Here is a 25,623-nt window from a genome sequence, read left to right as displayed (position 1 = left end):
TCCTCCTTTTTACTGGCTGCGGGAAAGGGCTTCGAGAGCTTTTCCCTGAAAACTTGCTCTTTCTTTCATCCGGTGATGAAGAAGGTTTAAAACTTCTCGTTTGCGGCTGGCCCATAAAGGTGCGATCAGCAGATCCTTCGGTCCGTCGCCGGTGACCCGGTGGATCACGATATCCGGTCTGAGATGTTCCAGACAGTCAATGACAAGGTTCAGATACTCATCCCGTTCATAAGTGCGGAAAAGACCGGCTTCATGATCAGCGGCAAGATCTGTACCACGCAGTACATGAAGAAGCTGCAGCTTGATCCCCTGGATATCCATGGCGTTCAGATAAGCCATTGTTTCCAGGATATCCTTCCGGCTTTCGCCGGGAAGCCCCAGGATGGTGTGGACGATCACTTCGATGCCGCCTGCGCGGAGATTTTTCACTGCGGTATCAAAACAGGACAGTGGATAGCCGCGCCGTATATATCTGGCGGTATCTTCATGGATAGTCTGGAGTCCCAGCTCCACCCACACCGGTTTGATCTGGTTCAGGGAATAAAGAAGCTCCAGTACATCATCTCCCAGACAGTCCGGTCTGGTACCAATGGACAGTGCCACGATATCCGGATGGGAGATGGCTTCTGTGAAGATCTTACGCAGGTGTTCCACAGGAGCATATGTGTTTGTATATGCCTGAAAATAGGCGATATATTTATGGATCGGGCGTTTGGAAGAGAGACTTTTGATCTGTGTGTTGATCTGCTCTGTAATGGAAAGAGCGGCGTTTGCTGCAAAATCTCCGCTTCCGCCCTGGCTGCAGAAGATGCAGCCTTTTTTGCCCAGGGTGCCGTCACGGTTGGGACAAGACATGCCGCCGTTTAATGCAACCCGGTAGACCTTTTCGCCGTATCGCTCCCGGAGCATATAGTCCAGAGAATGATAAGGCTTGTCGTTCCAGCGCTTCATTATGCCTCTTTCGGTTCGTTTTTCTCTTCGCCGTTTTCTTCGTTTTCATCTTTCGGTATATAGTTATCGAAGATCTTTACAAAGATCTTTGATTTCCAGTAGGCCAGCGTGGAAAATCCCATCAGAATAAAAAGCATGATCAGGATGGATGTAAACTGTGCGTAGCTCACATAAGCAAAAAGCCACATCAGAAGGAGCGGAGACGCAGAGATCACAAGCATCAAAAGTGTCAGCGGAAGATGGCGGACGGACATCAGGAATGCATTTACAAAGGTATTCTTGACGGAATTAAAAAATTTGGAAAGGATCGGATAAATGTACAGAAGGATCATCACATAGATCAGTGCAAATGCAATGAACAGGCTGAAAAGTCCTTTGTACATAGCTCCGCTTCCGGCTCTGGCGATTCGAAGATCGATAAACAGAACAGCAGCGGTGAGGAGCATGATGATATTGATGATGGTCGCCTGTTTGAAGTTCTGTTTGAATGAGCGGAAAAAGCTGCGGGCAATATAAGATTCTTCGTCTCTTGCCATCTTCAGTGTGACATAGTAGAGAGCTGTTATGGAGGCGCCTGCGGTGACAACCGGAATACAGCAGAGGATGCACAGAAAATTCAGAAGAAGCAGGTCTGCTACGCGTCCCATGAACACGAAGAATTTGTTGTCCATGTTGAAAAAACGATTCATTTGATAAGTCTCCTTTTCTTTTGGATATTATTTTAAGTATACCCAATCACAGCAGAAAAAGCAAATCCCAAATGTTTTCCGGGGCAGTGGAAATGGGAAAATCATGTGTCCGCTATAGAAAGACAAAATAGCGAAATAGTTTATTAAATTTCCTTAAAAGGCTTGCTTATCACGATTTAGAGTGTTAAAATATCAGTATTGTATTAGACGAAATTTATGTATTTTAAAGGAGCGTAACAATGAGCAAAAAAATCAGGACGGAGGCTGTGGATCATCTTTTTGAAGCGATCCTGTGCCTGAAGGATAAGGAAGAGTGTTATACATTTTTTGAGGATGTGTGCACCATCAATGAGCTGCTTTCTTTATCTCAGCGCTTCGAGGTAGCCAAGATGCTTACTGATAAGCGTACATACCTTGATATTTCCGAGAAAACAGGAGCTTCCACAGCTACGATCAGCCGTGTGAACCGTTCCCTGAACTATGGAAATGATGGTTATGAGATGGTATTTGCACGTATGAAGAAGGATAACGGGGAGCAGGGCGGCGAAGCAGAATAAGGCTTACGTCCATACCGTGATGATAACGGATAATGCTGTAACGAAAAAGAGACAGGCGATCGTGCGTCTGTCTCTTTTTTTTTCGGTGCGCCCGGCGACGCACGTTTATGACCGGATGTGAGCTCCGGATATTATTTGTCTTTTTTTGAGGAATCCGTATCTTTTGAGGAATTCATGTGGTCGATCATGTTTTCGATGATCATTTTTTTCATGTATACGTCGAAGCTAAGAAGACAGATAAAGGAAAACTGGTGAAGGAATTCCTTATCCTCCGGGTCGGCGTCCTCAAAAATTTCTCCGGCACTTTTGAAACGGCGCATAAGATCCTTTTCCAGGTAACGGATCTGTGACTGCTCCATACTGAAAACCTCCTGGTAGATGTAAGTCATGTCCTTTTCTGTAACGGACTTGAAGTATTTCTCGGTGATCGGTCCCAGAAGGGTCTGGATATCACTGATGGAGAGGATATTCTTAAAATAGTAGATAAAGATCAGCATCAGCAGATGCTCCCGGGAATACCGCTTTTTTTCCGGCGGGGGAAGGAGCTTGTTCTTTGCGTAATTGTTGATCATGGTCTTGGTCAGGATCTTGTCATCATCATGACGCTTGGTGGAAGCGAGATTATCTTCCATAAAGGTTGTGACCTGATCCATGTAAAGAGCAATATTGGGAATTTCATCGGGTTTTATATAATCAAGCTCAGCAATTTTTGCAAAAATGCTGTTCATCATTTCTTTTTCGTTTTCTGTCATCGCATTATCACCTCTGCTCCCTATTATATAGTTTTAAATACTACTTGTAAAGAAACTTTTTTTCAGAGAGGTGGGTTTACCGGAAAGTAAAGTCATGATAGTATATAAAGATACTGTTCATATGGAAAAAGAAATGGAGATCAAAATGAGTATACATGATGCTTTGGACACATTGAATCCTATGCAGCGGGAAGCTGCCGTACATACAGAGGGACCACTTCTGATCCTCGCAGGAGCCGGTTCCGGAAAAACAAGAGTGCTGACCCACAGGATCGCCTATTTAATGGAAGAAAAGGGTGTAAACCCATGGAATATCCTGGCGATCACCTTTACTAACAAGGCCGCCAGTGAGATGCGGGAACGTGTGAATAAAATTGCGGGAATGGGTGCGGAGAGCGTATGGGTCTCCACCTTCCATTCCGCCTGCGTGAGGATCCTGCGCAGACATATTGAGGTGCTGGGCTTTGGCAGTAATTTTACCATCTATGATGCCGACGACCAGAAAACAGTCATGAAGGAAATCTTCCGGAAGTTTGATATCAATACCAAGATCTACAAGGAACGCGCTGTTCTTGCTGAGATTTCCCATGCCAAGGATGAACTGATCACACCGGAAGAGATGGAGCTGAATGCGGGCGGCGATCCGGATGCACGGAAGATTGCCGGTATGTATAAGGAATATCAGTCTATCCTCCGGGGAAACAATGCGCTGGATTTTGATGACCTGATCGTGAAGACTGTGGAGCTTTTTCAGCATAATCCGGATATCCTGGACTATTATCAGGAACGTTTCAAATATATTATGGTGGATGAGTATCAGGATACCAATACTGCCCAGTTTAAATTTGTAAGTCTTCTTGCCGAGAAATACAAGAATCTCTGTGTGGTTGGTGATGATGATCAGTCCATCTATCGTTTTCGTGGAGCAAATATCGGGAATATCTTAGGCTTTGAGAAGGTTTTTCCTGAGGCTAAGGTGGTGCGCCTGGAACAGAATTACCGTTCTACCCAGAACATCCTCAATGCAGCCAATGAGGTGATCGTCAACAACACAGAGCGTAAGGAAAAACGCCTCTGGACAGAGAACGAAGAGGGCGATAAAGTACATTTCCGTCAGTTCAACAACGGATTTGAGGAAGCGGAGTATGTTGCAGGAGAGATCATCCAGGGGCGCCGCAACGGGAAATTCCAGTACAAGGACTGTGCAGTACTTTATCGGACCAATGCCCAGTCCCGTCTCTTTGAGGAGAAATTTCTCCTGGCAAATGTTCCTTATAAGATTGTCGGCGGCGTGAACTTTTATGCCCGCAAAGAGATCAAGGATCTGTTAAGCTATCTGAAGACCCTTGACAATGCCAGTGATGATCTGGCTGTGCGCAGGATCTTAAATGTGCCAAAAAGAGGGATCGGACTCACCAGCATCGGCCGTGTCCAGGACTATGCGGATATGATGAACCTGAGCTTTTACGATGCGCTCCGCGTGGTGGAGGAAGTACCGTCCATTGGCAGGGCAGCAGGAAAGATCAATGATTTTGTATCCTTTATCCAGGGACTGAAAAGTAAGGCAGAGGCCTATACAGTCCGTGAAACCCTGGAAGAGGTCATTGAGCTTACCGGTTATGTGAAGGAACTGGAGGCAGAGAAAACGGAGGAGGCCCAGGCGAGGATCGAAAATATCGATGAGCTGATCTCCAAGACAGAATCCTTCCAGGAAGCCATGGAGGAGGCCGGACAGCCGGCAACACTTTCTGCATTTCTGGAGGAGATCGCACTGGTGGCAGATATCGATTCTGTTGATCCGGATCAGGATTATGTGCTGCTGATGACCCTTCACAGTGCCAAGGGACTGGAATTCCCAAATGTATTTATCGTGGGAATGGAGGACGGTGTTTTTCCGGGGTATGCTTCCATCTGGTCCGGTGATCCGTCGGATATCGAGGAGGAGCGAAGGCTCTGTTATGTGGGGATCACCCGTGCCATGAAGGAACTGACCTTAACCTGTGCAAAACAGCGGATGATCCGTGGGGAGACTCAGTATAACCGTGTGTCACGTTTTGTAAGGGAGGTTCCACGGGAGCTGGTAGATCTTGGACATACCATTCAGGAGAAAAAGCCCAGGGTAGATGATATCGTATCTCCGAAAAGCGCCTATGCCCAGATGAAAATGAATTTCCAGGCAAAGAGCACCCTGCAGAAAAAAGATTTCACAGTGAAGAAGGCGGACAGCCTGGACTATGGTGAGGGAGACACGGTCCGTCATGTGAAATTCGGAGTCGGTATCGTAAAAAATATCGCAGACGGCGGCAGAGACTACGAAGTGACGGTAGACTTTGACAAAGTCGGCGTGAAAAAAATGTTCGCCGGTTTTGCCAAGCTGAAAAAGATCTGAGAGGGATCTCTCCGGGCAGACTATTTCTGCAAAAAAATGTAAAAATCCGGCCTCAAGGTTGTAATTGGAAAACCGGTATGTTAGAATCAGTATCAGCGTAATTGAATTGCTGTGAAGTGGACAGTATCACCGGCACATATGCTGTCGGATACTGTGAGAGGGAATCGGGTAAAAAGCCTGAGCGGTTGCGGCCACTGTATACAGAAGAAGGGATTTCACATGCCATTGCAGAAACTCATGTGAGAAGGCGAAATCCCGATGTCAGAGAGATTCTGGAGAAAATTCTGATACATCATTCATGATCGGCTAAAAGATGAATGGTGTATCAGTTTTTATTTTGCGGAGTTTTTTCTGAGTCTGTAAGTCAGGAAACCTGCTTGACAGTATGTAAGTGGGAGCTTCCGTACAAAGTGTTCCGTGCAGATTTTATGAAGCCCCATCTTTTCGGTTACCCATAGGCAACAGGAGATAAAACAGGCGAAAAGAGAGGAAATGAAATGAAAAACAAGTATGTATCCACAAGAATCATGGCAATGGTAATGGCAGCGGCAATGACCGTATCAGCAGCTCCGGCTGTTTATGCCGCAGAGAGAGCAGACTCCGAGACCATCAAGGAAGACAATCAGCCGGCAGCAGAAGACAGTACAGAGTCTGCAGACACCGAAGATTCTTCCGCAGAGGCAACCAAGACAGAATATCCTCTGACCATCACAACCTATGATTACGATGGAAACGAAATCGAAACCACTTATGAAAAAGCACCGGAAAAAGTCCTTGCTGTATATCAGGGAAGCATTGAGACTATGCTCGCACTTGGTCTGGAAGACCACCTGGTAGCTACCGCAGGTCTTGATAATGAAGTTCCGGAAGATCTCAAAGAAGCATTCTCAAAAACAAATTATCTTGACGAATTTACCCCATCCCTTGAAACTGTAACAATGCTGGAGCCGGATATGATCTTATCCTGGAGCTCTCTTTTCTCTGATGAGAATCTGGGAAATGTAACAGACTGGATCGACAAAGGCTGCAACACCTACTACAACACCAATACTCGTCCGGACGGCGACAGAACACTGGAAAATGAATTCACAGATATCTTAAATATCGGAAAGATCTTCGATGTACAGGACAAAGCACAGGCTATCGTTGATGATGCAAAAGCAGTGATCGACAAAACTCTTACTGCAACTGCAGATGTAAAAGACAAACCAAGCGTAATGGTATTGGAGCCTCTTGGAGATGACATCACAAACTATGGCGTAAAGAGCCTTGGCGGAGATATGGTAACACAGTTAGGCGCAACTCTTGCAAACCCGGATGCTTCCACCGTTGGAAAAGAGGATATCATCGCAGCCAACCCTGACGTGATCTTTGTGGTTTACATGCCATATGCAGGAGATGATCCGGAAACTGTTAAGAACAGCCAGCTTGCAGTGATCCAGGATGATGAGTCCCTGAAGAGCCTTGACGCAGTAAAGAACGGACGTGTTTACCCGATCATGCTCAGTGAGATGTATGCAAGTGCAACACGTACCCAGGACGGAATCGAAACTTTTGCAAAGGGATTATATCCGGACGTAAATCTTGACTGATCGGAGAAAATGCAGTGAAAGAAACAGCTTCACAGAGAAAAAAAGATAAGGTGCTCAGAACATCCATGTATGTGGCAGTTCTCATCGGACTTGCAGGATTCCTTATTTTTTCCATACTTGCAGCCATCACTTTTGGAAATGCGGATCTGTCACTGAAGGATGTATACAGCGTTATCGCTTATAAATTGTTTCATATAAAAAGTCTGTCCGCCTATGCGGAAGGCGCAGTTCATGATGTTGTGTGGCTGATCCGGCTGCCTAGAGTCCTTCTGGCTCTGGCAGTTGGAATGGCTCTTTCCGTGTGCGGCGTGGTGATGCAGGCTATCGTGCAGAACCCGCTGGCAGACCCGTATGTGCTGGGTATCTCATCTGGTGCATCTCTGGGTGCCACACTGGCCATCATGCTTGGAATCGGAAGCTTTCTTGGTGGAAACTCTGTGGGAATCACAGCTTTCATTGGCGCGATGATCACTTCTTTTGCGGTGATCGCCATTGCAAACATGGGTGGAAAGGCAACTTCCGCAAAACTGATCCTTGCGGGAATGGCGGTCAGCGCAGTCTGTTCTGCTTTTTCCAATTTTGTCATTTATATTACCAATGACAAAAATGCGGCAACAGAAGTTATGAAGTGGAGCATGGGAAGTCTTGCCGGAGCAAGCTGGACCAGAGTGGGAGTAATGCTTCCGGTCACGCTGGTGTGCGTGGCTGTTTTCTGGACGCAGTACCGGAACCTGAATCTGATGCTTCTGGGAGATGACGTATCCATTACCCTTGGAACAGATCTGCACAGACTGCGGACTTTTTATCTGATCATTGCTTCTGTTATGATCGGATTTGCCGTGTACTGTGCCGGTGTAATCGGATTTGTGGGACTGGTGATCCCTCATGTGGTCCGGATCCTTTTTGGAACAGATCACAGAAAACTGCTCCCCTTAAGTGCGCTTCTTGGTGCATCGTTTCTGATCTGGTGCGATGTGGCATGTCGTGTGATCCTTAAAAATTCCGAGATGCCCATCGGTGTGCTGGTATCCATTATCGGTGCTCCCTGCTTTATTTATCTGCTTGTGCGGAAATCCTATGGATTCGGAGGTGCCCGGTAATGAAGATCACCACAGAAAATATTCAGGTTGGCTTTCACGCCAGACAGATCCTGAAGGGAATCTCCATGGAATCCCAGGATAAGGAACTGGTAGGAATCATCGGACCAAACGGAAGCGGAAAATCCACTTTGCTGAAATGCATTTACCGTATTCTGAAACCAGACGCAGGAGCCGTGTATCTGGACGGCGAGGAGCTTCATTCCATGAGTGTTCGAAGCTCTGCGAAAAAAATGGCCGTGGTGGCACAGCACAATTATTATAATTTTGATTTTACGGTCCGCGAGGTGGTTCTTATGGGGCGTGCGCCTCATAAAAAGACTCTGGAACGGGACAATGCAAAAGATTACCAGATCGTGGATGAAGCGCTGAAAACCGTACAGATGGAGGCGTTTGCAGACCGTACCTTTTCCACTCTTTCCGGAGGAGAGCAGCAGAGGGTGATCCTGGCAAGAGCACTTGCCCAGCAGACCTCTGCACTGATTCTGGATGAGCCTACCAATCATCTGGACATTACCCACCAGATCATGCTGATGGAGCTGGTGAAAAAACTTAATGTAACCGTGATCTCCGCTATTCACGATCTGAATATTGCAGCAGCATACTGTGATAAGATCTATGTACTGAAGGACGGAGTTCTGGAAGGTTACGGAACGCCGGAAGAAGTCCTGACCCCGGAGCTGATCCGCAGGATCTATAAAGTAGAAGCGGAGATCGTTTACGACAGCCGCGGAAAGATGCATATTTTGTTTTTATGATTCTGGCTGTGAGGCGGGATGCATAGAGGGAAAAAGATGAAAAAGATCGGGATTTTGACATGCCTTAATTCCAATGATGTGTGTACCAGGGCAGGATGTCTGTCTGCATTTCGGGAAAGAAGAGATTTTTTTTCCGGCTATCCGGAAGATACGATTCTGGCAGCTGTGATGACATGCAACGGATGCAAAGAAACCAATGCAAAAGAACCTGCTGAAGATGAGGGGATTTTGGAAAAGGCAGATCGGCTGGTCAGTGAAAAGATCAGCGTCATCCATGTCGGGGTATGCCGTCTGAATGAGGAAAAAAAGGAATGTCCGCGGATAACACAGATCTGCGGTCTGATAGAAGAACGCGGGATCAAAGTGATTCGAGGAACCCATAAAGAATAAGAGAAAACCGCCGTATCTTTCCGGAAATGCCGGAAATACGGCGATTTTTTTATAGAATGTTTCTGCGAAAATTTGTGTAAGTTCTGGTAAAACCAGACATATGGTGGTATAATAAGAACATTAAAAAAGGCTCGGGTGCAGCGACCTCAAAAAACGCTGCGCTGCAGATTTACTGACAGAAAGTACAGCCGAACAGAAAGAAAGGATGGTGCAGTGTTATGAATTTAAATACAACAAAACTTGAAGAACTGCTCGCAACACTGAAGAAAAAAGAAGAAGAGAAAGATAAGAACACAGTCCTTTGGGTACTGGCGATCATCGGTGCTGTTGCAGCTGTTGCCGGTATTGCGTTTGCAGTATACCGTTTCTTCGCTCCGGATTATCTGGAAGATTTTGAAGAAGATTTTGATGATGACTTCGATGATTATTTCGAGGATGAGGAAGAGTAAGAACTTTCACTGCAGAGGCTGTTTTGAGCAGATCAGAATGGCTGTCTGTTATGTATGAATATGAGAAGCGGATAATTGAAGCCCCGGCGCGATACCGGGGCTTGATTTTTGAAAACGGACCGTGAAACGCTGGCGTTCATGAGCAGACAGTAAAGAGGATCCTGAATGTTCGAACTATTGTCTGCTGGTTATAAAACAGAAAGAGGATTTATGAAAAAAGGTGAAATTTACGAAGGTATTATAGAAAAAGTGGAATTTCCAAACAAAGGTTTTGTTTGGGTTGATGACCAGAAAGTAATTGTAAAAAACGGAATCCCGGGACAGAAAGTCCGGTTTATGATCAATAAGAAACGTTCCGGCCGGGCGGAAGGACGTCTTCTGGAGGTCCTGGAGAAATCTCCGCTGGAGACAAGAGAACCTGCCTGTCAGGAGTTTCCGGCATGCGGCGGCTGCATGTACCAGACCATGAGCTATGAGGCACAGAAGGATATGAAGGAACATCAGGTGAGGGAACTTCTGGATGGGGCAGTAAGAGAGAGCCTGGCTAAGATCGGGAAGAACGGTGATGGGACAGAAGAAGCTGAGGCTGCAGATCGTTTATATCACTGGGATGGGATCTACGGCAGTCCTATTGAGTTCGGGTACCGCAATAAGATGGAGTTTTCTTTTGGGGATGAGTATAAGGATGGTCCGCTGTCTCTTGGACTTCACAAAAAGGGCAGCACTTACGATATCCTGAATACAGATGACTGTAAACTGGTGCATCCGGATATGACGAAAATCCTTGTCTGTGTGCGGGAGTTTTTCCTGGAGCGTAATGCCAGTTTTTATAAGAAGCTTCAGCATGTGGGATATCTCCGCCATCTGCTTCTTCGAAGAGGCGTCACAAGCGGCGAAATTCTGGTTCATGTGGTAACTACCACCCAGGAAGAGTATGATCTGGAACCACTGAAAGAACAGCTCCTTGCACTTCCCCTGGAAGGTAAGATCGTGGGGATCATGCACATTTTAAATGATTCTCTGTCCGATGTGGTACAGAGTGATGAGACGAAGATCCTTTATGGAAAGGATTATTTCTACGAAGAACTTCTTGGGCTGAAGTTTAAGATCAGCACGTTTTCCTTCTTCCAGCCAAACTCCCTGGCTGCAGAGATCCTGTATTCCAAGGTGCGGGAATATGTAGGAGATACCAGAGATAAGGTGGTGTTTGACCTTTACAGCGGAACCGGCACTATCGCCCAGCTTGCGGCATCTGTTGCCAGTGAGGTGATCGGTGTGGAGATTGTGGAAGATGCGGTAAAAGCTGCCAGAGAAAACGCAGCACGAAATGGCATCAGCAACTGCCGCTTTATAGCCGGAGATGTGCTGAAAGTGCTGGATGAAGTGCCTGAGAAACCGGACATGATCATTCTGGATCCGCCAAGAGACGGCGTTCACCCGAAAGCCCTTCCGAAGATTCTGGCTTATGGGGTGGACCAGATCGTATACATTTCCTGCAAGGTTACAAGCCTTGTAAGAGACCTTCCGGCATTTTATGAAGCAGGGTATCAGATGACCAACGCCTGTGCAGTGGATCAGTTCTGTCAGGGGGTTCATGTGGAGACAGTTGTTCTTTTGTCCCAACAAAAACCAGATGACACGATAGAGATCGACTTAGACCTGGACGAGCTGGATGCCACCAGTGCCGAGTTGAAAGCAACCTATCAGGAAATCAAAGATTATGTGCTGAAAGAATTTGGCTTGAAGGTTTCAAGTTTATATATTTCTCAGGTAAAACGCAAATGTGGAATTGAAGTGGGAGAAAACTATAATCTTCCAAAATCAGAAAATGCAAGAGTTCCACAATGCCCGAAAGAGAAGGAAGAAGCTATCAAGGCTGCCCTGGAATATTTTGCGATGATCTAAGGGCATCGCTGATTTCAAGGAGGAATAACACATGAAAAGCACATTTGAAAAAATGGGTGGAACCTACACACTTGGCGCAGACGGAATTTACTATCCGAATCTTGTCAGTACAGATGAAGAACCGTATTATGGAAAATATGGAATGATACGAAAAACGTATTTGAAAGAGCATCGTCCGGCAATATATTCACTGTATATATTGGAGGACAGACTGGTGGAACATCTGAATGCTGTGGACGATGAAGCACAGGAGAGGATGGATATTCTGGTGTGTCAGATGATGAAGAGGCAAGGTATTACAGAAGAAACGAAAGCCTGTGACCAGATGGCTTGGGTAGGAACGGTAAATAATATCCGAAATGCGGCGGAAGAGATTGTGTTGAAAGAATTGATTTACAGGTAGACAAAGAGCTGAACAGGTAGGACGAAAAATCCTATTTGTTCAGCTCTTTGTGTTTGTACGGGTTCAAAGAAGAATCAAATTACAATTCTATATCATGTGATTTTTTCTTAGTTCGGACAGGCTGATTTCGTCGCATCTCTTGTTTTCTCTGATATTCAAGTTCCCAGGCACGATGGGAGAAAACATCAGGATCTTCAACATTGAGATAATCTACTTCATTAGCTGCAATATCACGACGGTGATAGTCATAATATTCACCAAAAGTACCTTTGAGCTGCTCAATCAGTTTATCTCGGAAAGTAGGTCGTATCTGGATTCTGGCATCCAGTAATTCAGTGTATTGCTCCGGGTCAGGACGGAATTTTTCCTCTTGGAAAGCGACAGCATCTTTTTTAAGCTGCCCTTTGAGAGACATATCTTGAGAATCGAGAATATCCAGATTCTTATCCATCTGGTCGTATTTTCTGGAAAGGCTCGCCATATCTTTCTCTGTGGAGCATTCAGCCTGAAACAGCAGCTGTTCTTTGACAGATTTCAGTTCCTCGATTTCTTCTGTTACGGTTGTAAGCTGCTGATTTAACTTTATATGCTGGAATGGATTTAGAATACTGGTTTTACTTTTTTGCACATTTAGTTCTTTCTTTTCAGTAACTTTCGCTTTGAGCTTTTTCTTAATGGTATCATATTGATTCAGGATAGGACGAAAATGCTGCATCCAGTCATGGATCACTTCTTTTTGCATTTCATTATGAAGTAAATGATATTGTGTAAAAATCATATGATTTCGGATTGCTTCTAATGTTTCTGCAATTACCGGAATAGATTTTTCGACAGCTTGGGCAAATTTTTTCACCTGTGCTTTTAATTCCCGAAGCATTTTGTTATCTGCACGAATCTGACGGTTGATTTCACACCGGTCTGCTATCATGCCTTTCTTTTCCATATTCTGGGCAATGTAGCCCTCATGGATGGTTGGCTGTTCTGTGATTCCCTGAGCTGCAAAACTGCGGTGATCAATGGCGGCATTTATCTGATTAAGGGCAAGCATTTTATTTACGGCATCTGCCCAGTTTGCTCTCCAGAGGCAGAGCTGTTCCTCACTGTTCCATTGTTCGGAAATCGGGTTTTGTCTGCCATACCGGGTGCTTTTTGGATGTTTGTCGATACGTTCATAACCTTTCTCCTGTGCTGCCGAGGGAGTCAGATATACTTTCTTTTTCCCAGCTTTATAACGATACTGTTTTTCCCAGCCCTCTTTCTGAGCATCCTTAAATTCAGAAGCAGTAAATCCCTTTTCCTCTCCATCTTTGATGCATAGATATTCTTTTTCGGTTTTATACTGCCATGTTCCGTTTTCGTTTAATGGACGGACAGTAAGTAGAATGTGTGCATGGGGATTGTGACCATCTGTATCGTGAATGGCGAAATCGGCACACATTCCCATATCTACAAAATTCTTTTGAATAAAATTCTGAAGAAGAGAAATATTGCTGTCTTTATCCAACTCAATAGGGAGTGCGACAACAAATTCTCTTGCCAGTCGGCTGTCTTTTGTTTTTTCAGCAGCTTCTACAGCATTCCAGAGTTGCTCCCGGTTTTTCCATTTAGGCGGAGCCATAGGGGGAAGCATTACTTCCTGATAGATCAGTCCATGTTTTCGGGTGTAGTCATGCTGGATGCCATCGTAATCATTGTATATGCGGCTACAGCTCATATAAGCAGATGCAGCGACAGCAGACCGCCCGGAACCACGGCTGACGACCTTGGCTTGCATATGATAAATTGCCATATCTGGCACCTCCTTTCGATGTTGCCTGCAACAGCGGATAGCCCTCGGCAGAGCGCACGAGCCCCGTAGGGGATACCACCGCCCGATTTATCGGGTGGTGAGTAAGTGCGCCCTTTGGGAGTAGAACTTGTGTATTTACATTCCTCTTAGCCGGAGCATCAGCTCCCGCTTTAGGGTATCTAAATCCATTTCTTTAATATGTGGAGCAATGCTTTCCAGAATCGCTCCTTCTTGAATCAATCTGCGTGTTCTGGCATTACGTTCCTTTTTACGGTTTCTTGCTTCGATTTCTTCCAGTCTGTGTTTTGCCTGTAAAAGCACTTTTTCTTCTGGTGTCATAATTCTTTTATTTGCCATATCTGGCACCTCCTTTTTATGCCCGTATCCGGGCGATTTAGTTTTAAAATCTTGTGGTTTAGTACTATAGTTTTAGATAACTGACAGTGGCATGTCTCTGGTGATAAATAAGAAAAGAAAGTAGTACTACTGTCAGTGAAAAATAGTTATTGTGCGATGCTGCTTTGTTTCAACTCTGGTTTGAAGTGTGATTATCTAACAGAATTTTTTTCGTTTTTTTTAAATTAGCTGTTGCATTGTCCTGACGGATATTCCGGTTATTGATACGGATGGGAACACATCTCTCCAGAATCCGGTCATAAATTCGCTTGTGTGCGATATCAGCGGCGTTATTCAGCTCTGATAAAGTGAGATTGGTTGTTATGATCAGGGGCTTTTTACTGCGGTAACGGCTGTCAATCACATTGAATACCTGTTCCAGTGCAAAGTCAGAGTTCCGTTCAATTCCGAGGTCATCAATGATCAGAAGGCTGTAGCGGTTTAAGCTGTGGATGAACTGATTCCTGTCTTCAAAATGCATTCCGGTAAGGGTATTCAGAATCCGGGAAAAGTTGGTCATCAGTACCGGGACGCCTTTTTCCAGAAGGGCATTGGCAATGCAGCCTGCAAAGAAAGATTTTCCAGTACCGACATCGCCCCAGATGAGAAGTCCGGAAGCGTTTGCTTTCATCTCTTCCCAGTTACTTACATAATTGTGTGCAAGTTTCATTTCCGGATTGCTGCCGTTATCTTTGGCAAAGGTGTAGTCATAAAGTGATTTGTCCTGTAAGCCGCTGGTTTTGAGATGCTCTATTTCCATTTGCTTTTCATGAAGTTTTCTCTGGGCTTCCTCCTGTTCAAAGATCTCCTGCTGGCACTTACAGCGGATGGAAGGAATAAGAACCTTTCCCTGTAATTCATGCCTGCACTGTCTTGGCGTATTGCATTTGGAACAGTAGATCAGGTGATTTGTTTCGTTAAAATATTCATCAGACTGAAGCTCTCTGTTTGGTGTGATAGCTGTTGGTTTTTCTGTAAATGTTGTCATAATGTTTCGTATTCCTCACTTTCATAATTTCGTTGCCGGGAAACAGGATGATCCTGTCTTGCCCAACGGATGATGGTAGCTGCATGGTTTTGGTATTGCTTTCCGGTAGAAGCCATATAACCGGATAAGCGTTCCATATAGTCCTGCCAGTCAGGGATTGTCTGCCGGATATTTTCCAGCTCCGTCTCTGACAGAAAAACATTTTGAAATGTTCCATAGGGTGAGCGTGGCTCTTTACTCCCTCTTATTGTTAAATGGTTCTTTTTTATCTCTTTCTTATTACTGGACAGTTTTCTGTCTGTATCAGGGAAAGAATCCTGTCTGTCAATAGGACAGTTTTCTGTCTGTCTTGAGGAAAGAATTCTGTCTGTATTGCTGAGGGTTTCTTTCGGGATTTTTACATAGATCCGATTAGGGTGTCCGGGTCCCTGCCGTTTTCGGAAGATAAGCTCTTGTTTTTCCAGTACTGCCAGAGCAGTTTTCACCGTCATCTGGCTTTTGTGGAGAACTTCTGCCAGTGCTTCAATCGTAAAGTAGAGGAACACATGACCATTTGTATCTGACCAGCCCTCATTTTTCTGGGAAAGCCTTGCACGGTCGAGCAGGATCATATAAAGCATTTTGGCAGTTTCGTTTATTTCCATGTCCAGAAGAAAACGGGGAAACATCATATAAGATGGCAGGCTTGTGTCTGCTGTCAGAAAGTCCGTCATGTGTTCACCTCCAATCACAATGGTTTATTCTCCAAGAAAATCCCAGTCTATATCACGATCCGGCTGTTCTTTTTCAGGAGCTGGAAAGGGCATCCTGATGGGGGATTCCCTTTCCAACATGCCTGCAGTCAGCCCGGACAGAAAAATCGGCAATGACTGTTTCAGGCTGTGTTCTACTGCTTCTACAATCTGTTTCACAAAAAGTTCTTCCCGTTCCCTTGTTTCCAGATAGGGATCAGCCTGAGTGCGGTAGTAGCGGTCAAAATAATCGACCAGTGCAAGGGAGATTACCTGGCTGTAAGATTTAAAATTCTGTCTGTCCATCGTCTGTAAATATTCCCAGGCTCTCCGCTGCTGGTCTTTGTCCAGATTAAATCGCAGGTTTGTGTTGCGGATATGGTTCTGCATGGCTTATCCCCTCCTTTTCAGGCTCATATAAGCCAGAGATTCATAACCTTTGGCAGTGGCACAGATATCATCAAGGATGGTAACTCGTGATTTGTCATACGCTCCAAAGTTACGGATCAGGCATCCACCGCCTCCGACCACATACAGGCGCATCAGGCCAGGATTGTATTCATATTTGCGGAGCGTGGCAAAAATATCTGTGACATACTGTCTGGCAACAGCAGTAATACAATCCAGATAAGACGCTGAAATGTCAGCGGTTCCAAACCGCAGAATCTGCTCTACGGTAGATTCTTCAATCTTTACTCCGAAGTTGTCCAGAACAGCGTTTTTAGCGGCAATCATGCATTGGTTTACGCCAAACTTTTCTGTCCAGCACCGGCTTTCCTGTGCTTTCTTATTATTGATATACAGAATGTTCATGGTTCCGTTGCCGATATCTGCAAGAAGATTTGTCCCCTTGAAATCTCCAAGTCGGTTTACGATAGCCGGATATCCCTGCGGGTAAAGGCTGCATCCCACAAAACGGAGATGATACTCTTTGCTGTTAAATCGGTAATGGACTTCTGGATTCTGGAGCAGATAGGAACGGAAATCTTCTCTCTGGTTTCTGATCCATGTCAGAGGAAGCCCGGCAGCCAGATGAACGTCTGCTTCACGGATGGAAAAGACATTCAGTTCCCTTGCAATCGCCATGAGAGTTAGAAGATAATATTCTTCGTCCATAGCTTTATCTGGGATAAATTCTTTGTGTCCTTCGCCAATCCGGTAGTAAATGCCGTTATATTCCAGAATATTCCCGGTGAAGATGGGTTCTGTTTCATAGGCTTTGATTCCGGTTGGTGTGACGGTATTTGCTGTTTTCATGTTGCCGTAGCCGTGATCTACAGCAATGATTTTTGTGTTTCTGAGTTCTCGCATAAAAAACACCTCCATTTTCGTATTGATTAATTCAGCAGGCTGTACCGGTGTGGTACTGCTTTGCTGTGAGATAAGCATACGAAAGTTGGAGGAAAAAGACATTGAGGGAAAATTGAGTTGGAATTGAAAAATAGGATATAATTTTGTAAAATAGAGCAATTTCTTTAGTTTTTTATAGCCCTGCATTTTTTTGTTATAAACGTTCATTAAATGTTGACATGTTATTATATAAATGGTAAAATTGTACAATAAAACGTGGAAAGTTGGATGAAATTTATTGAATTATAATAAAACTAATCGTACTTAACTGGCGGCTTATGTATTTGTAGAACTTAGAATAATAGAAAATTTAAAATATTATCAATTTTTACAGCTGTTGCAATGCTTTCAGTAGGAACAACAGTTTTTGCAAGTCCTTAACTGTTGTTTGATAAGGAGTGTAGTTTTATACAAATAGTGATATTATTGCAAAAAACTAGGATTTTATAAAAATAAAAAAATCAAGTCTATAGCTGTTTGAAGTGAGGAGAAAAGCGTATGAGAAATGTGTTGGCAACGGACATAAAAAACAATATTCGAAGCATTCGCTTTATTTTGGGGATTTTTCTAATCGTTTCGGCTACCCTGATGTCTGAGCATGAGATGTTGCAGAAGATCATAAATGCAGGCGGATCTGCAGAAGGACCAGGCTGGTTCGTAGCATACACCTATTGTATGAACAGCGTTAATATGCTTCTGTTTGTTCCCATTGCTGTTGCTTTTGCGGGTGGAGAGAATACGGAGGCTGAGCTGCACAGTCGTTTTTTTCTGTTCAGTTATATCCGTTCAGGGAGAAAACAGTATCTCGTAGGAAAAGCAGCAGGATTGTTGGTCTCCGGAGGTTTGACAGCTTTTTTAGCCATGGTGTTCCTTCTTGTAATCTGTATACTGAGGTTCGGTCAGTATCCTTCTCTGATTGACGGAAATTATGAGATGGCAGTGCTTGTGGGCAGAACGGCGGTAAGCTTTCTGAGATTGTTTTTAAATGGCGCTTTTTGGGCGCTAATTGGCGGTACGTCGGCTGTCATAACAAAAAATCGCTATATGTCCTATGCCGTTCCTTTTATTCTTTATTATGTCCTGACCGTATTTCAGGAGCGTTACTATCAAAAAGCATTCTTTCTGAGTCCCCGCTATTGGGCGGCGTCTATTTACTACAATGATATCTTCTGCATTGCTATATTAGCGGTTGGAAGTTTTTTAACGGCACTGATCTTTATGTGCGCAATAGAAAGAAGGTTGCGGTATGCGTGATATTAAACAGGCTTTTTGGATTGCAGGCCAGAATTTCTATGGATGGAAAAAAAGTCCGAGGATCTGGATGACCTTTATTTTGGCAGCTATATTATGTCTGATGCTGTCGGATCAGATTATTTCCCATGCGATAAAATATGAGACAATCCTTCAGGTATTCGAGCCGTTTATTTGGACATATGGGGATGCATCCTCTGTTATGCTGTCCTCCCTGCTTTTAATCCTGCTCTTTGCGGACATGCCATTTATCAGTCAGGCAACTCCGTATTGGCTTGTACGCACAAAACGGAAGATATGGCTTGCGGGTCAGATTATCTATGTGATCCTGGCGACTGTGATCTATAATATTTTTTTGGCTGTGATGCTTGGAATTATGGGAGCTCCCTTTTCCTTTACGGGAAATGTGTGGAGCGAAACAGCGGCAATGTTGGGCTATGGCGGTGGGGAGAGCATAACCGTTCCTGTTTCCATAAAAACAATGGAAAGCTCAACTCCTTATATGTGCGCAGCAATAGTGTTTGGACTTGTACTTTTATATACTCTTTTTATCGCAGTTCTCATGTTGTTTTTAAATCTGGCTGCGGGAAATATGGCAGGGGTGATCGGTGCTTTTGCAGTCAGTCTGTATGGGCTCCTGCTGAACCCAGATGTTTTCCGGAAACTGTTTCATTTTACAGAAAGTCAGGAATATAGGGCGAACGTGTTCTGCGGCTGGCTGTCTCCGTTGAACCAAGCTACCTTTCCCATGCACAGCTTTGGTTATGATTACCTGCCAGGGATCGGGATGAGCATGTTCATATTTGCAATATTAATCATAGCGCTGATCGGCTTGTCAGCCGTCCGAATTAAGGGCTATAATTTCTCTTTTACGCAGACAAACGAATAAATGGAGGGCAAAATGGAATATGCAATCAGGTTGAAGGGACTGACAAAATCCTTTCAAAAAGAAAAAGTATTAAAGAACATTACCCATGATTTTGAAAAAGGGAAGATTCATGGGATTATGGGGTTTAACGGTTCAGGGAAAACCGTAATGTTTAAATGCATCTGTGGATTTTTACAACCTGAGAGCGGCACAGTGCTCGTAGGGGGAAAACAGATCGGGAAGGAGCTGGACTTTCCAGATTCCGTAGGCATTATCATTGAAAACCCTGGCTTCTTTCTGGATCTCAGCGGTTTTGCGAATTTAAAGAGACTGGCGTCTCTGAAACACCGTATTTCCGATGACGATGTGAGGGCGACGATGCGTGCCCTAGGGCTTGATCCTCTGTCTAAAAAGAAGGTAGGACAGTATTCTCTTGGAATGCGTGAACGTCTTGGTATCGCACAGGCAATCATGGAAGATCCGGAGCTTTTGATATTGGACGAGCCTTTTAATGGTCTGGACAAGCAGGGGGCAGGAGAGGTCTGCGAGCTTTTGCGGGGATTAAAGGAACGAGGGAAGACTATTCTTATCGCAGCACATAACATGCTGGAGATCGAATGGCTCTGCGATACGATCTGTGAGATGGATGCAGGTGTCCTGACGCAGATAAAATAAAAATACGGGGGAAAGAGTTTATAATTGAAGTTTCGTGAAAAAGCGACAATTCTATAAGATATATGGAGGAAAAATGAAAAAAAGTGTTTTAGCAATTATGGTAGGTGCGTTGTGTATTATTCTTTCCAGCTGTCAGGAAACACCAGAGGAGAGTTCGGTAGTCAGCAAAGTGGATGGGATTAGCGAGGCGGCTGTCTGTGAACCTCTTAAAAAAGGAGAAAAGAGAGAGACAAATGTTCCAACGCATTGGAAATTTGAAGAAAAGAAAAGCAACGACCGTGTGGTTATCCAGGCAGATATTAAGTTGGCCGAACAAAGCATTGGCAATCTTCCAGTCATAGAGATGCAAAATCACGAGTTAACGCAGGAAGAACTGAATGGATTGATTGATTATTTTACGGACGGTGAGGAACTATATATGCCACAGATGGTGACAAAGGATGCGTATCAGGAAGTGTTAGACAGGATTTCCAGCAAGGAAGGAAGTTACTTGCAATCAGCATATTCTACATCGATTGCAGGGATTCAAAACGCAACCCGAGAGGGGATGGAGCTTGCACCGGATGAAGCGTCTGCACCGGAAAAGATGGAGATAAAATTTCAAAAAAAAACAGAGGATCACGGTGTGGAAGCGGCACGGAGTTGGATGAGTACTGAATTGGAAAACACAGATACAGAGGATTATTTTACTGCAGATGTGGGCGAGGACAGGAAGGCATATATAGAAGCAGAGCGGTATAATCAGGAAATTGACAATGACAGTAGTTTTCTCTGGATGGAGGGTTCTAATTTTATAGAAGAAGAAACAATAGAAACTGAGGAAATGCAGAGTGAGTATTACAGTAGCTTTGGCATGGATACCAACGGCTATACAGAGAAATTTCATGAACTGGCAGATGCGTATCGAAAGTGCATGGACAAGATCACCTTTACAGAGGAAGATGGAAAGGAACAGGCAGAACAAGTTTTAGAGGATTTAGGTATCGATGGAATGGGCCTTGTAGATTCTGATCGTACCGTGTGGTTCCCGAATGGCGCATGTTCAGAGCGCAATGGTCTGGGACTTGGTAGTGATGCTTTGTGGCAGGGAGATCTGGATAGAGGATTACCGGGATATCTGTATTGTTTTTCGAAAAGTGTAGAGGGTATTACTTCAGTTCCTGATGGCGTGGTTGCGGAAGAAACAGTGGATAGTTATGTGCCTCCGTTCCAGGTAGAAACAATCTCTATTCTGATAACAGAGGAAGGAATTAAATATTTTAAATGGGATGGGATATCGGAAGAAGTCTGTACGGTGACGGAAAATACAAAGCTTCTGCCTTTTGAAAAAATACAGGCAAAGCTGACAGATCAGATTTTTTATTGGTATTCCGGAAAAGGCCAGTCTGCCAACGACACTACCGCACTGGAGTATGATGTGGTAAACGCAAAATTGCAGTATACTTATACCACAGCCTATCAGGAGCCGAAACACGCATGGTTGGTTCCAGCATGGATTTTTACTGTCAGGGAAAGTATTGGTGGAAATTCTCTACAGGAGCTTTCTTATGTGATCAATGCTTATGATGGCAGTGTGATTGGAGAAGCATATTAGGGTTCAGCGACACTTGAATTTTTATTGACCATAGAATTACAAGGTTTATCATGAGAATAATAAATATGCGATATTTGGCTTGGATATATAACAGGTAAGAATAGGAATAGTGCAAATGATTAAGCTCGCATTGATTGATAACGGTATACCTTATCATATGAGAAATAACAGGAATCAAAGGATTGTTCATAAATCTTTTTTGGCTTCTAAATGCGATCCAAGTGAGTATAAAGACGATAAATCATTCCATGGCGCTGTATGCGTCGGAATTATCACAAGCATATGTAGTGATATAGAATTATGGGACTTAGTCAGAACGGTTATTACGCAATAAATCTGCAGAAAAATCCTTTAGATGAAAATGTAATTCCTTTAGAATATTATGACGATTCCAATGAGTCATTGAACGATATCCTTTATACAGTATATATAGCTTATGAACCTGATATTATTCTTTTGAATCAAGAGGAAGAAATATTTGAAAGTAGTAAGGCATGCTAGATGAATATAGTACTGTCAGTGTTGTAGTAATAGACACGGTTGTAAATGCGTTATTATATATATTAAGTGGGCTTTTTATAATAAAAGGAGAATTCACTATAGGCGGAGCATTTGCTTTTATTACATATAGTGCATATGTTGTAAATCCAATTTCAGCATTGATAAACATTAAATATTATTTTGCGCAAATTGAGCCATCGGCAAAACGTCTTTTTGAGTTATGGGGACAACCGGAAGAATTGGAAATGAAATTATGTGAAATGAAACCTGAGAAAATTTATCAAGATAGGGATATGGTTTTTGAAGTAAAAAATCTTGTCTTTGGTTATGAACCAGGACACCCTATTTTAAATGGTATTTCACTATGTGTAAAAAAAGGGGAACGAATTGCGATCGTAGGAGAAAATGGAAGTGGCAAATCAACACTTTTGAACCTTTTGGCGGGATTCTACCGGCCACAAAAAGGAATAATAAAATTGTATGGAGCTCCTGTGGAATTGATGGATATACAAGATATGAGAAATAGAATTGCGGTTATAAGCCAAAGGCCATATCTATTCCAAGGGACTATAGAGGAGAATGTTAATATCGATGGAAAGGCGTCAAGAGATGCAGTTGTTGAAGCATGTAGAAAAAGTGGTGCTTTAGGTTTTATTGAAAAATTGGATCATGGATTTGGACAAAAAATTGGACAAGATGGTGCAAAACTTTCTGGAGGAGAAAGACAAAAGATAGCTGTAGCTAGGGCTCTGCTGAAAAATGCAGACATTTTACTTATGGATGAGGCTACAGAAGGATTTGATGTTGAATCAAATGAAGCTTTACGTGAGTTATTACATAGTGAATTAAAAAATAAGACTATCGTTTTTATTACGCATAAGTATAAAGAACTGGAAAGTGTTGATAAAGTATATCGCCTTTCAAAAGGAATTTTAGAATTGGTGCGGAGTTAGAGATATAAATTTCTAATAGAACTGAGCCACTATGCATTTGACATATTGTATCAAACAGTAGGTTGATGACGAGATGATTGTAATGTATCGCAGATTGAACAAGCAGAGGAGCATATTTACAAGTTCTCAGGCATTGATGAAGGCAATATACCTAGACTATAAAAAATTTGAGATAGGAGGAGCGAAAAGTGTCAAAAAAAGAAAAGTGATCCTTATGTAAACGCTCCATGTCTAAGAAAAAATGGAAATGGACAAGCGCCTAGTCTTGGAGTGTATCTCAAAACTAGGCGTTTACATTATTGAGGCAATATATTTTACAAGTGTTTGTAGGAACCGTTAGTGCTTGGTGAGAAGAATACTTTTTGCCAGAGCAATTCCAGCTTGTGGATACAATTCTTGAATTGCTTGATATTTTTCTTCAATCAATTCGGGTTCGTCTGCCCATATATCCTCATAAATTTTCAAGGCTTTTTTAAAATGGGTTTTCGCTTGCGAAATATTTGCAGTGATCAGGCAGATACTTCCAAGGGATTCCTGTACCTGGGCATAATCCAAACAGTGGTTTGAATTATATTCTTTGATAATCTGTGCTAATTTCTGAAGAGCAGACAGGGCAAGGTCAGGTTCTTGTATTTCAATTAAGAGGACAGCATAATTATTAATCTGGGGAATGCTGTCATTAGTATAAAGAAGCTGGTATTGTTCTAAAAGAGAGATACCCATTTTCATGTGTTTTTTAGCCAGATCAAGCTGTCCGTTTGTTCGGTAAAGTCCTCCAAGATTGGAATAGAGGTTGGAAACAAGGTGGGCATTTTCTTTTGTGATTTCTTTTATTTGAGCAAGTGCTTCTTTTTCTAATTTTATCGCTTTTTCTGTTTGGGGTTCCAGAGTTGCCTGATAATCCAATAGTAAGGCACGGTCAGAGGCAGTCCCGTAAGTACTTGCTTTTACAAAATGCTGTAGTTCTTGGACAATTTTTTTCATGCCCTTTTGATAGCGGTACTTCTCCATATATGGAAAAACATCTTCTAAAAATAACAGGTATTGGGGAATATCATCCTTTTCAATGAATTGGATGATATTTTCTGCTGTCTGAAATAATTTTTTATAATAGCTAACTTCAATGCCATGCATTAAACATATTTTTCGCAGAGAATCCAATAACGTGTGGCAGCTTGTAATAGAAGGTGCGGTCTCGGAAACGGCAATTTCCTGAATCAGTGGATGTAGAGAAATAGTATGCCGGAGACTTGACTGTACAAAACCTGTCTCAATCAGATCGTTGATATCATTTAAATTTCTTAATTGAAGCCATTCAGCCCAAAGCCGTGCAGAGATACCACCAGAAGGAAGAAAGCACAGATTACGCATGATTCCCCTTTGTTCCTGGGAGAGAGAATAGAGGGAAAATAGGGTGTGAATATGGTAATAGTAGGTTGCATTACTGCTCTGTCCGTCTTTGAAGGCTTTGATTTTGTCCTCATTTTCGAGAGAAGCCTTTTCTCTTTGAAGCTTTTCTAGTAATTGCTGCGGAGCTAAAATTCCGTTTTCCAGAAGCTTTGCTGCTAATTCTACGGCGAAAGTATGACGATGAACGGTTGCGATGATTTCATCTACAAGTGACCGATGTTCTTCGGCTTCCGAATAAAAGGAAGATACCAGTTGAAACAGGCTGGATGATTCTTTAATCTCTTTTAAGTGCAGGGTACAGTAACTATCGAATTTGCTTCTTGTTGTAAAAAGAATCCGGCAGCGGTATTTTAACATTACGGACAAAAAGGAGTCCTGTGTTGCGGTTGCATTGAAGTTGTCTATGATGATTAAAGTATCATCTTTCAAAGAACGAAGGAAACGGTTGTGTTTTCGGAAACGTTCTTCTTCGGCATCTTCAGGTAAATCATCAGCAAAATCCATATCCGTAACAGATTGATGTAAATCTCCGGCATATTCAAAATACAGGATGTTTGTGTAATGCTTTTTATAGTACTTTGCATAGGATTTTGCCAGTTCGCTTTTCCCGATTCCGGCAATTCCGTAAAGAAATACTTTGCTATTATCTTCCAGAAGGGAATGTAATTCTGTTGTTTCATCTTCTCTCCCTACAAAATGGCGGCATGGTCTTGGGACTTCACTATCCATAATATAATCCAGTACCATTGGTGAGAGGGAACCACCTGCGATCAATTTCTGGTTTTTGGTATCACGTTTAATAAACGGGCGTTCCATACCAAAAGAAATTAGCTTTGCCAGAAACAGCAGACGTAAATTGGCAGGTTTGTATAGAGAGGTAAGCTCTGCTTTTTTGGCCTCAGAAATTGAAGAATCATGGATAAATAAGGTATAAATATCCTGAAGTGCTTTGTCGCAGTCAGCCATTAAGGGGACAATATTTTGGTGTATAGTTTTCGCCAGTTTTTCCTGATTGCTTGGTCTTGCATAAAAAGAAGATATTTTGGGACTGATTTTCGCCTGGCCTGTCATCCAGCGGCAAACCAGACCATTATCCAAAGTAAATTCTTTGTTTTCAGGACTGTCTAAAAAATCTTCAAATATTTCATATAAAAATTCAGGCTGGCTCATCTGATTGCTTTCACT

At 43.2% G+C, this 25,623-nt stretch carries 24 protein-coding genes and 1 riboswitch; of the genes, 14 read left to right on the top strand and 10 right to left on the bottom strand.

The window, feature by feature from the left end; genetic code table 11:
- Positions 1–9: 9 nt before the first annotated feature.
- Positions 10–951 (bottom strand): TIGR01212 family radical SAM protein, encoded by a 942-nt coding sequence (locus NE638_RS04020; RefSeq protein WP_059086751.1) that lies wholly within the window; start codon positions 949–951, stop codon positions 10–12.
- A complete protein-coding gene (locus tag NE638_RS04015) occupies positions 951–1,640 on the bottom strand; it encodes a YesL family protein (protein WP_173745802.1) in 690 nt (229 codons plus the stop codon). The genes NE638_RS04020 and NE638_RS04015 overlap by 1 nt, the downstream gene beginning before the upstream one ends.
- 239 nt (positions 1,641–1,879) lie before the next feature.
- On the opposite strand from NE638_RS04015, the gene NE638_RS04010 reads away from it, so the two are divergent.
- Complete coding sequence (locus NE638_RS04010) at positions 1,880–2,197, top strand: YerC/YecD family TrpR-related protein (RefSeq protein WP_015526079.1); 318 nt, start codon at positions 1,880–1,882, stop codon at positions 2,195–2,197.
- Positions 2,198–2,328: 131 nt separating this feature from the next.
- Here NE638_RS04010 and NE638_RS04005 read toward each other — a convergent pair whose 3' ends face one another.
- Positions 2,329–2,949 carry a DUF1836 domain-containing protein gene (locus tag NE638_RS04005; RefSeq protein WP_021651658.1) on the bottom strand — a complete coding sequence of 207 codons (621 nt, stop codon included), beginning with the start codon at positions 2,947–2,949 and terminating at the stop codon, positions 2,329–2,331.
- 145 nt (positions 2,950–3,094) lie between these two features.
- Between NE638_RS04005 and pcrA the strand changes: the two genes are divergently transcribed.
- From pcrA to NE638_RS03965, 8 genes are all read left to right on the top strand, one after another.
- The gene (gene pcrA / locus NE638_RS04000) at positions 3,095–5,338 is read left to right on the top strand and encodes a DNA helicase PcrA (protein WP_173745830.1); all 2,244 of its coding nucleotides are present in this window, start codon (positions 3,095–3,097) and stop codon (positions 5,336–5,338) included.
- 98 nt (positions 5,339–5,436) lie between these two features.
- Positions 5,437–5,732, top strand: a riboswitch (cobalamin riboswitch).
- 103 nt (positions 5,733–5,835) lie between these two features.
- Positions 5,836–6,930 (top strand): ABC transporter substrate-binding protein, encoded by a 1,095-nt coding sequence (locus NE638_RS03995; RefSeq protein WP_148448563.1) that lies wholly within the window; start codon positions 5,836–5,838, stop codon positions 6,928–6,930.
- Positions 6,931–6,944: 14 nt separating this feature from the next.
- On the top strand, positions 6,945–8,030 hold the full coding sequence (locus NE638_RS03990; protein WP_173745801.1) for a FecCD family ABC transporter permease: 1,086 nt from the start codon (positions 6,945–6,947) through the stop codon (positions 8,028–8,030).
- Positions 8,030–8,785 carry an ABC transporter ATP-binding protein gene (locus NE638_RS03985; RefSeq protein ID WP_021651662.1) on the top strand — a complete coding sequence of 252 codons (756 nt, stop codon included), beginning with the start codon at positions 8,030–8,032 and terminating at the stop codon, positions 8,783–8,785. Before NE638_RS03990 ends, NE638_RS03985 begins: the two co-directional genes overlap by 1 nt.
- Positions 8,786–8,821: 36 nt before the next feature.
- Positions 8,822–9,175, top strand: coding sequence for a CGGC domain-containing protein (locus NE638_RS03980; protein ID WP_044961569.1), 354 nt, complete (start codon positions 8,822–8,824; stop codon positions 9,173–9,175).
- Positions 9,176–9,393: 218 nt separating this feature from the next.
- A complete protein-coding gene (locus NE638_RS03975; RefSeq protein WP_015526073.1) occupies positions 9,394–9,624 on the top strand; it encodes a hypothetical protein in 231 nt (76 codons plus the stop codon).
- Positions 9,625–9,834: 210 nt separating this feature from the next.
- Positions 9,835–11,529: a 23S rRNA (uracil(1939)-C(5))-methyltransferase RlmD gene (gene rlmD / locus NE638_RS03970; RefSeq protein ID WP_173745800.1), complete on the top strand. Its 1,695-nt coding sequence runs from the start codon at positions 9,835–9,837 to the stop codon at positions 11,527–11,529.
- 31 nt (positions 11,530–11,560) lie between these two features.
- On the top strand, positions 11,561–11,932 hold the full coding sequence (locus NE638_RS03965; RefSeq protein WP_117636582.1) for a TnpV protein: 372 nt from the start codon (positions 11,561–11,563) through the stop codon (positions 11,930–11,932).
- Between the two features lie 79 nt (positions 11,933–12,011).
- Here NE638_RS03965 and mobQ read toward each other — a convergent pair whose 3' ends face one another.
- From mobQ to NE638_RS03935, 6 genes are all read right to left on the bottom strand, one after another.
- A complete protein-coding gene (gene mobQ, locus NE638_RS03960) occupies positions 12,012–13,721 on the bottom strand; it encodes a MobQ family relaxase (RefSeq protein ID WP_117996605.1) in 1,710 nt (569 codons plus the stop codon).
- Positions 13,722–13,856: 135 nt separating this feature from the next.
- Positions 13,857–14,078, bottom strand: a complete 222-nt coding sequence (locus NE638_RS03955; RefSeq protein WP_005428277.1) for a hypothetical protein — start codon at positions 14,076–14,078, stop codon at positions 13,857–13,859.
- Between the two features lie 169 nt (positions 14,079–14,247).
- Positions 14,248–15,105 carry an ATP-binding protein gene (locus NE638_RS03950; RefSeq protein WP_005428275.1) on the bottom strand — a complete coding sequence of 286 codons (858 nt, stop codon included), beginning with the start codon at positions 15,103–15,105 and terminating at the stop codon, positions 14,248–14,250.
- Complete coding sequence (locus tag NE638_RS03945; RefSeq protein ID WP_005428274.1) at positions 15,102–15,818, bottom strand: replication initiator protein A; 717 nt, start codon at positions 15,816–15,818, stop codon at positions 15,102–15,104. Before NE638_RS03945 ends, NE638_RS03950 begins: the two co-directional genes overlap by 4 nt.
- 24 nt (positions 15,819–15,842) lie before the next feature.
- On the bottom strand, positions 15,843–16,226 hold the full coding sequence (locus NE638_RS03940) for a hypothetical protein (protein WP_005428271.1): 384 nt from the start codon (positions 16,224–16,226) through the stop codon (positions 15,843–15,845).
- A gap of 3 nt (positions 16,227–16,229) precedes the next feature.
- The gene (locus NE638_RS03935) at positions 16,230–17,147 is read right to left on the bottom strand and encodes a ParM/StbA family protein (RefSeq protein WP_009245410.1); all 918 of its coding nucleotides are present in this window, start codon (positions 17,145–17,147) and stop codon (positions 16,230–16,232) included.
- Positions 17,148–17,684: 537 nt separating this feature from the next.
- Between NE638_RS03935 and NE638_RS03930 the strand changes: the two genes are divergently transcribed.
- The 5 genes from NE638_RS03930 to NE638_RS03910 all read left to right on the top strand — a co-directional run bounded on the left by NE638_RS03930 (position 17,685) and on the right by NE638_RS03910 (position 23,028).
- The gene (locus NE638_RS03930) at positions 17,685–18,440 is read left to right on the top strand and encodes a hypothetical protein (protein ID WP_005428267.1); all 756 of its coding nucleotides are present in this window, start codon (positions 17,685–17,687) and stop codon (positions 18,438–18,440) included.
- Positions 18,433–19,326 carry a hypothetical protein gene (locus tag NE638_RS03925; RefSeq protein ID WP_005428264.1) on the top strand — a complete coding sequence of 298 codons (894 nt, stop codon included), beginning with the start codon at positions 18,433–18,435 and terminating at the stop codon, positions 19,324–19,326. Before NE638_RS03930 ends, NE638_RS03925 begins: the two co-directional genes overlap by 8 nt.
- 12 nt (positions 19,327–19,338) lie before the next feature.
- Positions 19,339–19,980, top strand: coding sequence for an ABC transporter ATP-binding protein (locus NE638_RS03920; RefSeq protein WP_009245407.1), 642 nt, complete (start codon positions 19,339–19,341; stop codon positions 19,978–19,980).
- 73 nt (positions 19,981–20,053) lie between these two features.
- Positions 20,054–21,574 (top strand): DUF6034 family protein, encoded by a 1,521-nt coding sequence (locus tag NE638_RS03915; RefSeq protein WP_117636856.1) that lies wholly within the window; start codon positions 20,054–20,056, stop codon positions 21,572–21,574.
- A gap of 494 nt (positions 21,575–22,068) precedes the next feature.
- Positions 22,069–23,028, top strand: coding sequence for an ATP-binding cassette domain-containing protein (locus tag NE638_RS03910; RefSeq protein WP_226817998.1), 960 nt, complete (start codon positions 22,069–22,071; stop codon positions 23,026–23,028).
- Between the two features lie 336 nt (positions 23,029–23,364).
- Here NE638_RS03910 and NE638_RS03905 read toward each other — a convergent pair whose 3' ends face one another.
- Complete coding sequence (locus NE638_RS03905; protein WP_147598263.1) at positions 23,365–25,608, bottom strand: tetratricopeptide repeat protein; 2,244 nt, start codon at positions 25,606–25,608, stop codon at positions 23,365–23,367.
- Positions 25,609–25,623 lie beyond the last annotated feature (15 nt).

It is taken from the genome of Blautia sp. MSK.18.38, from assembly GCF_024460535.1.
Lineage (GTDB): Bacteria > Bacillota > Clostridia > Lachnospirales > Lachnospiraceae > Blautia_A > Blautia_A fusiformis.
Note: the sequence above shows the minus strand (reverse complement) of the source record. Positions and strands in the feature narration are given on the sequence as shown.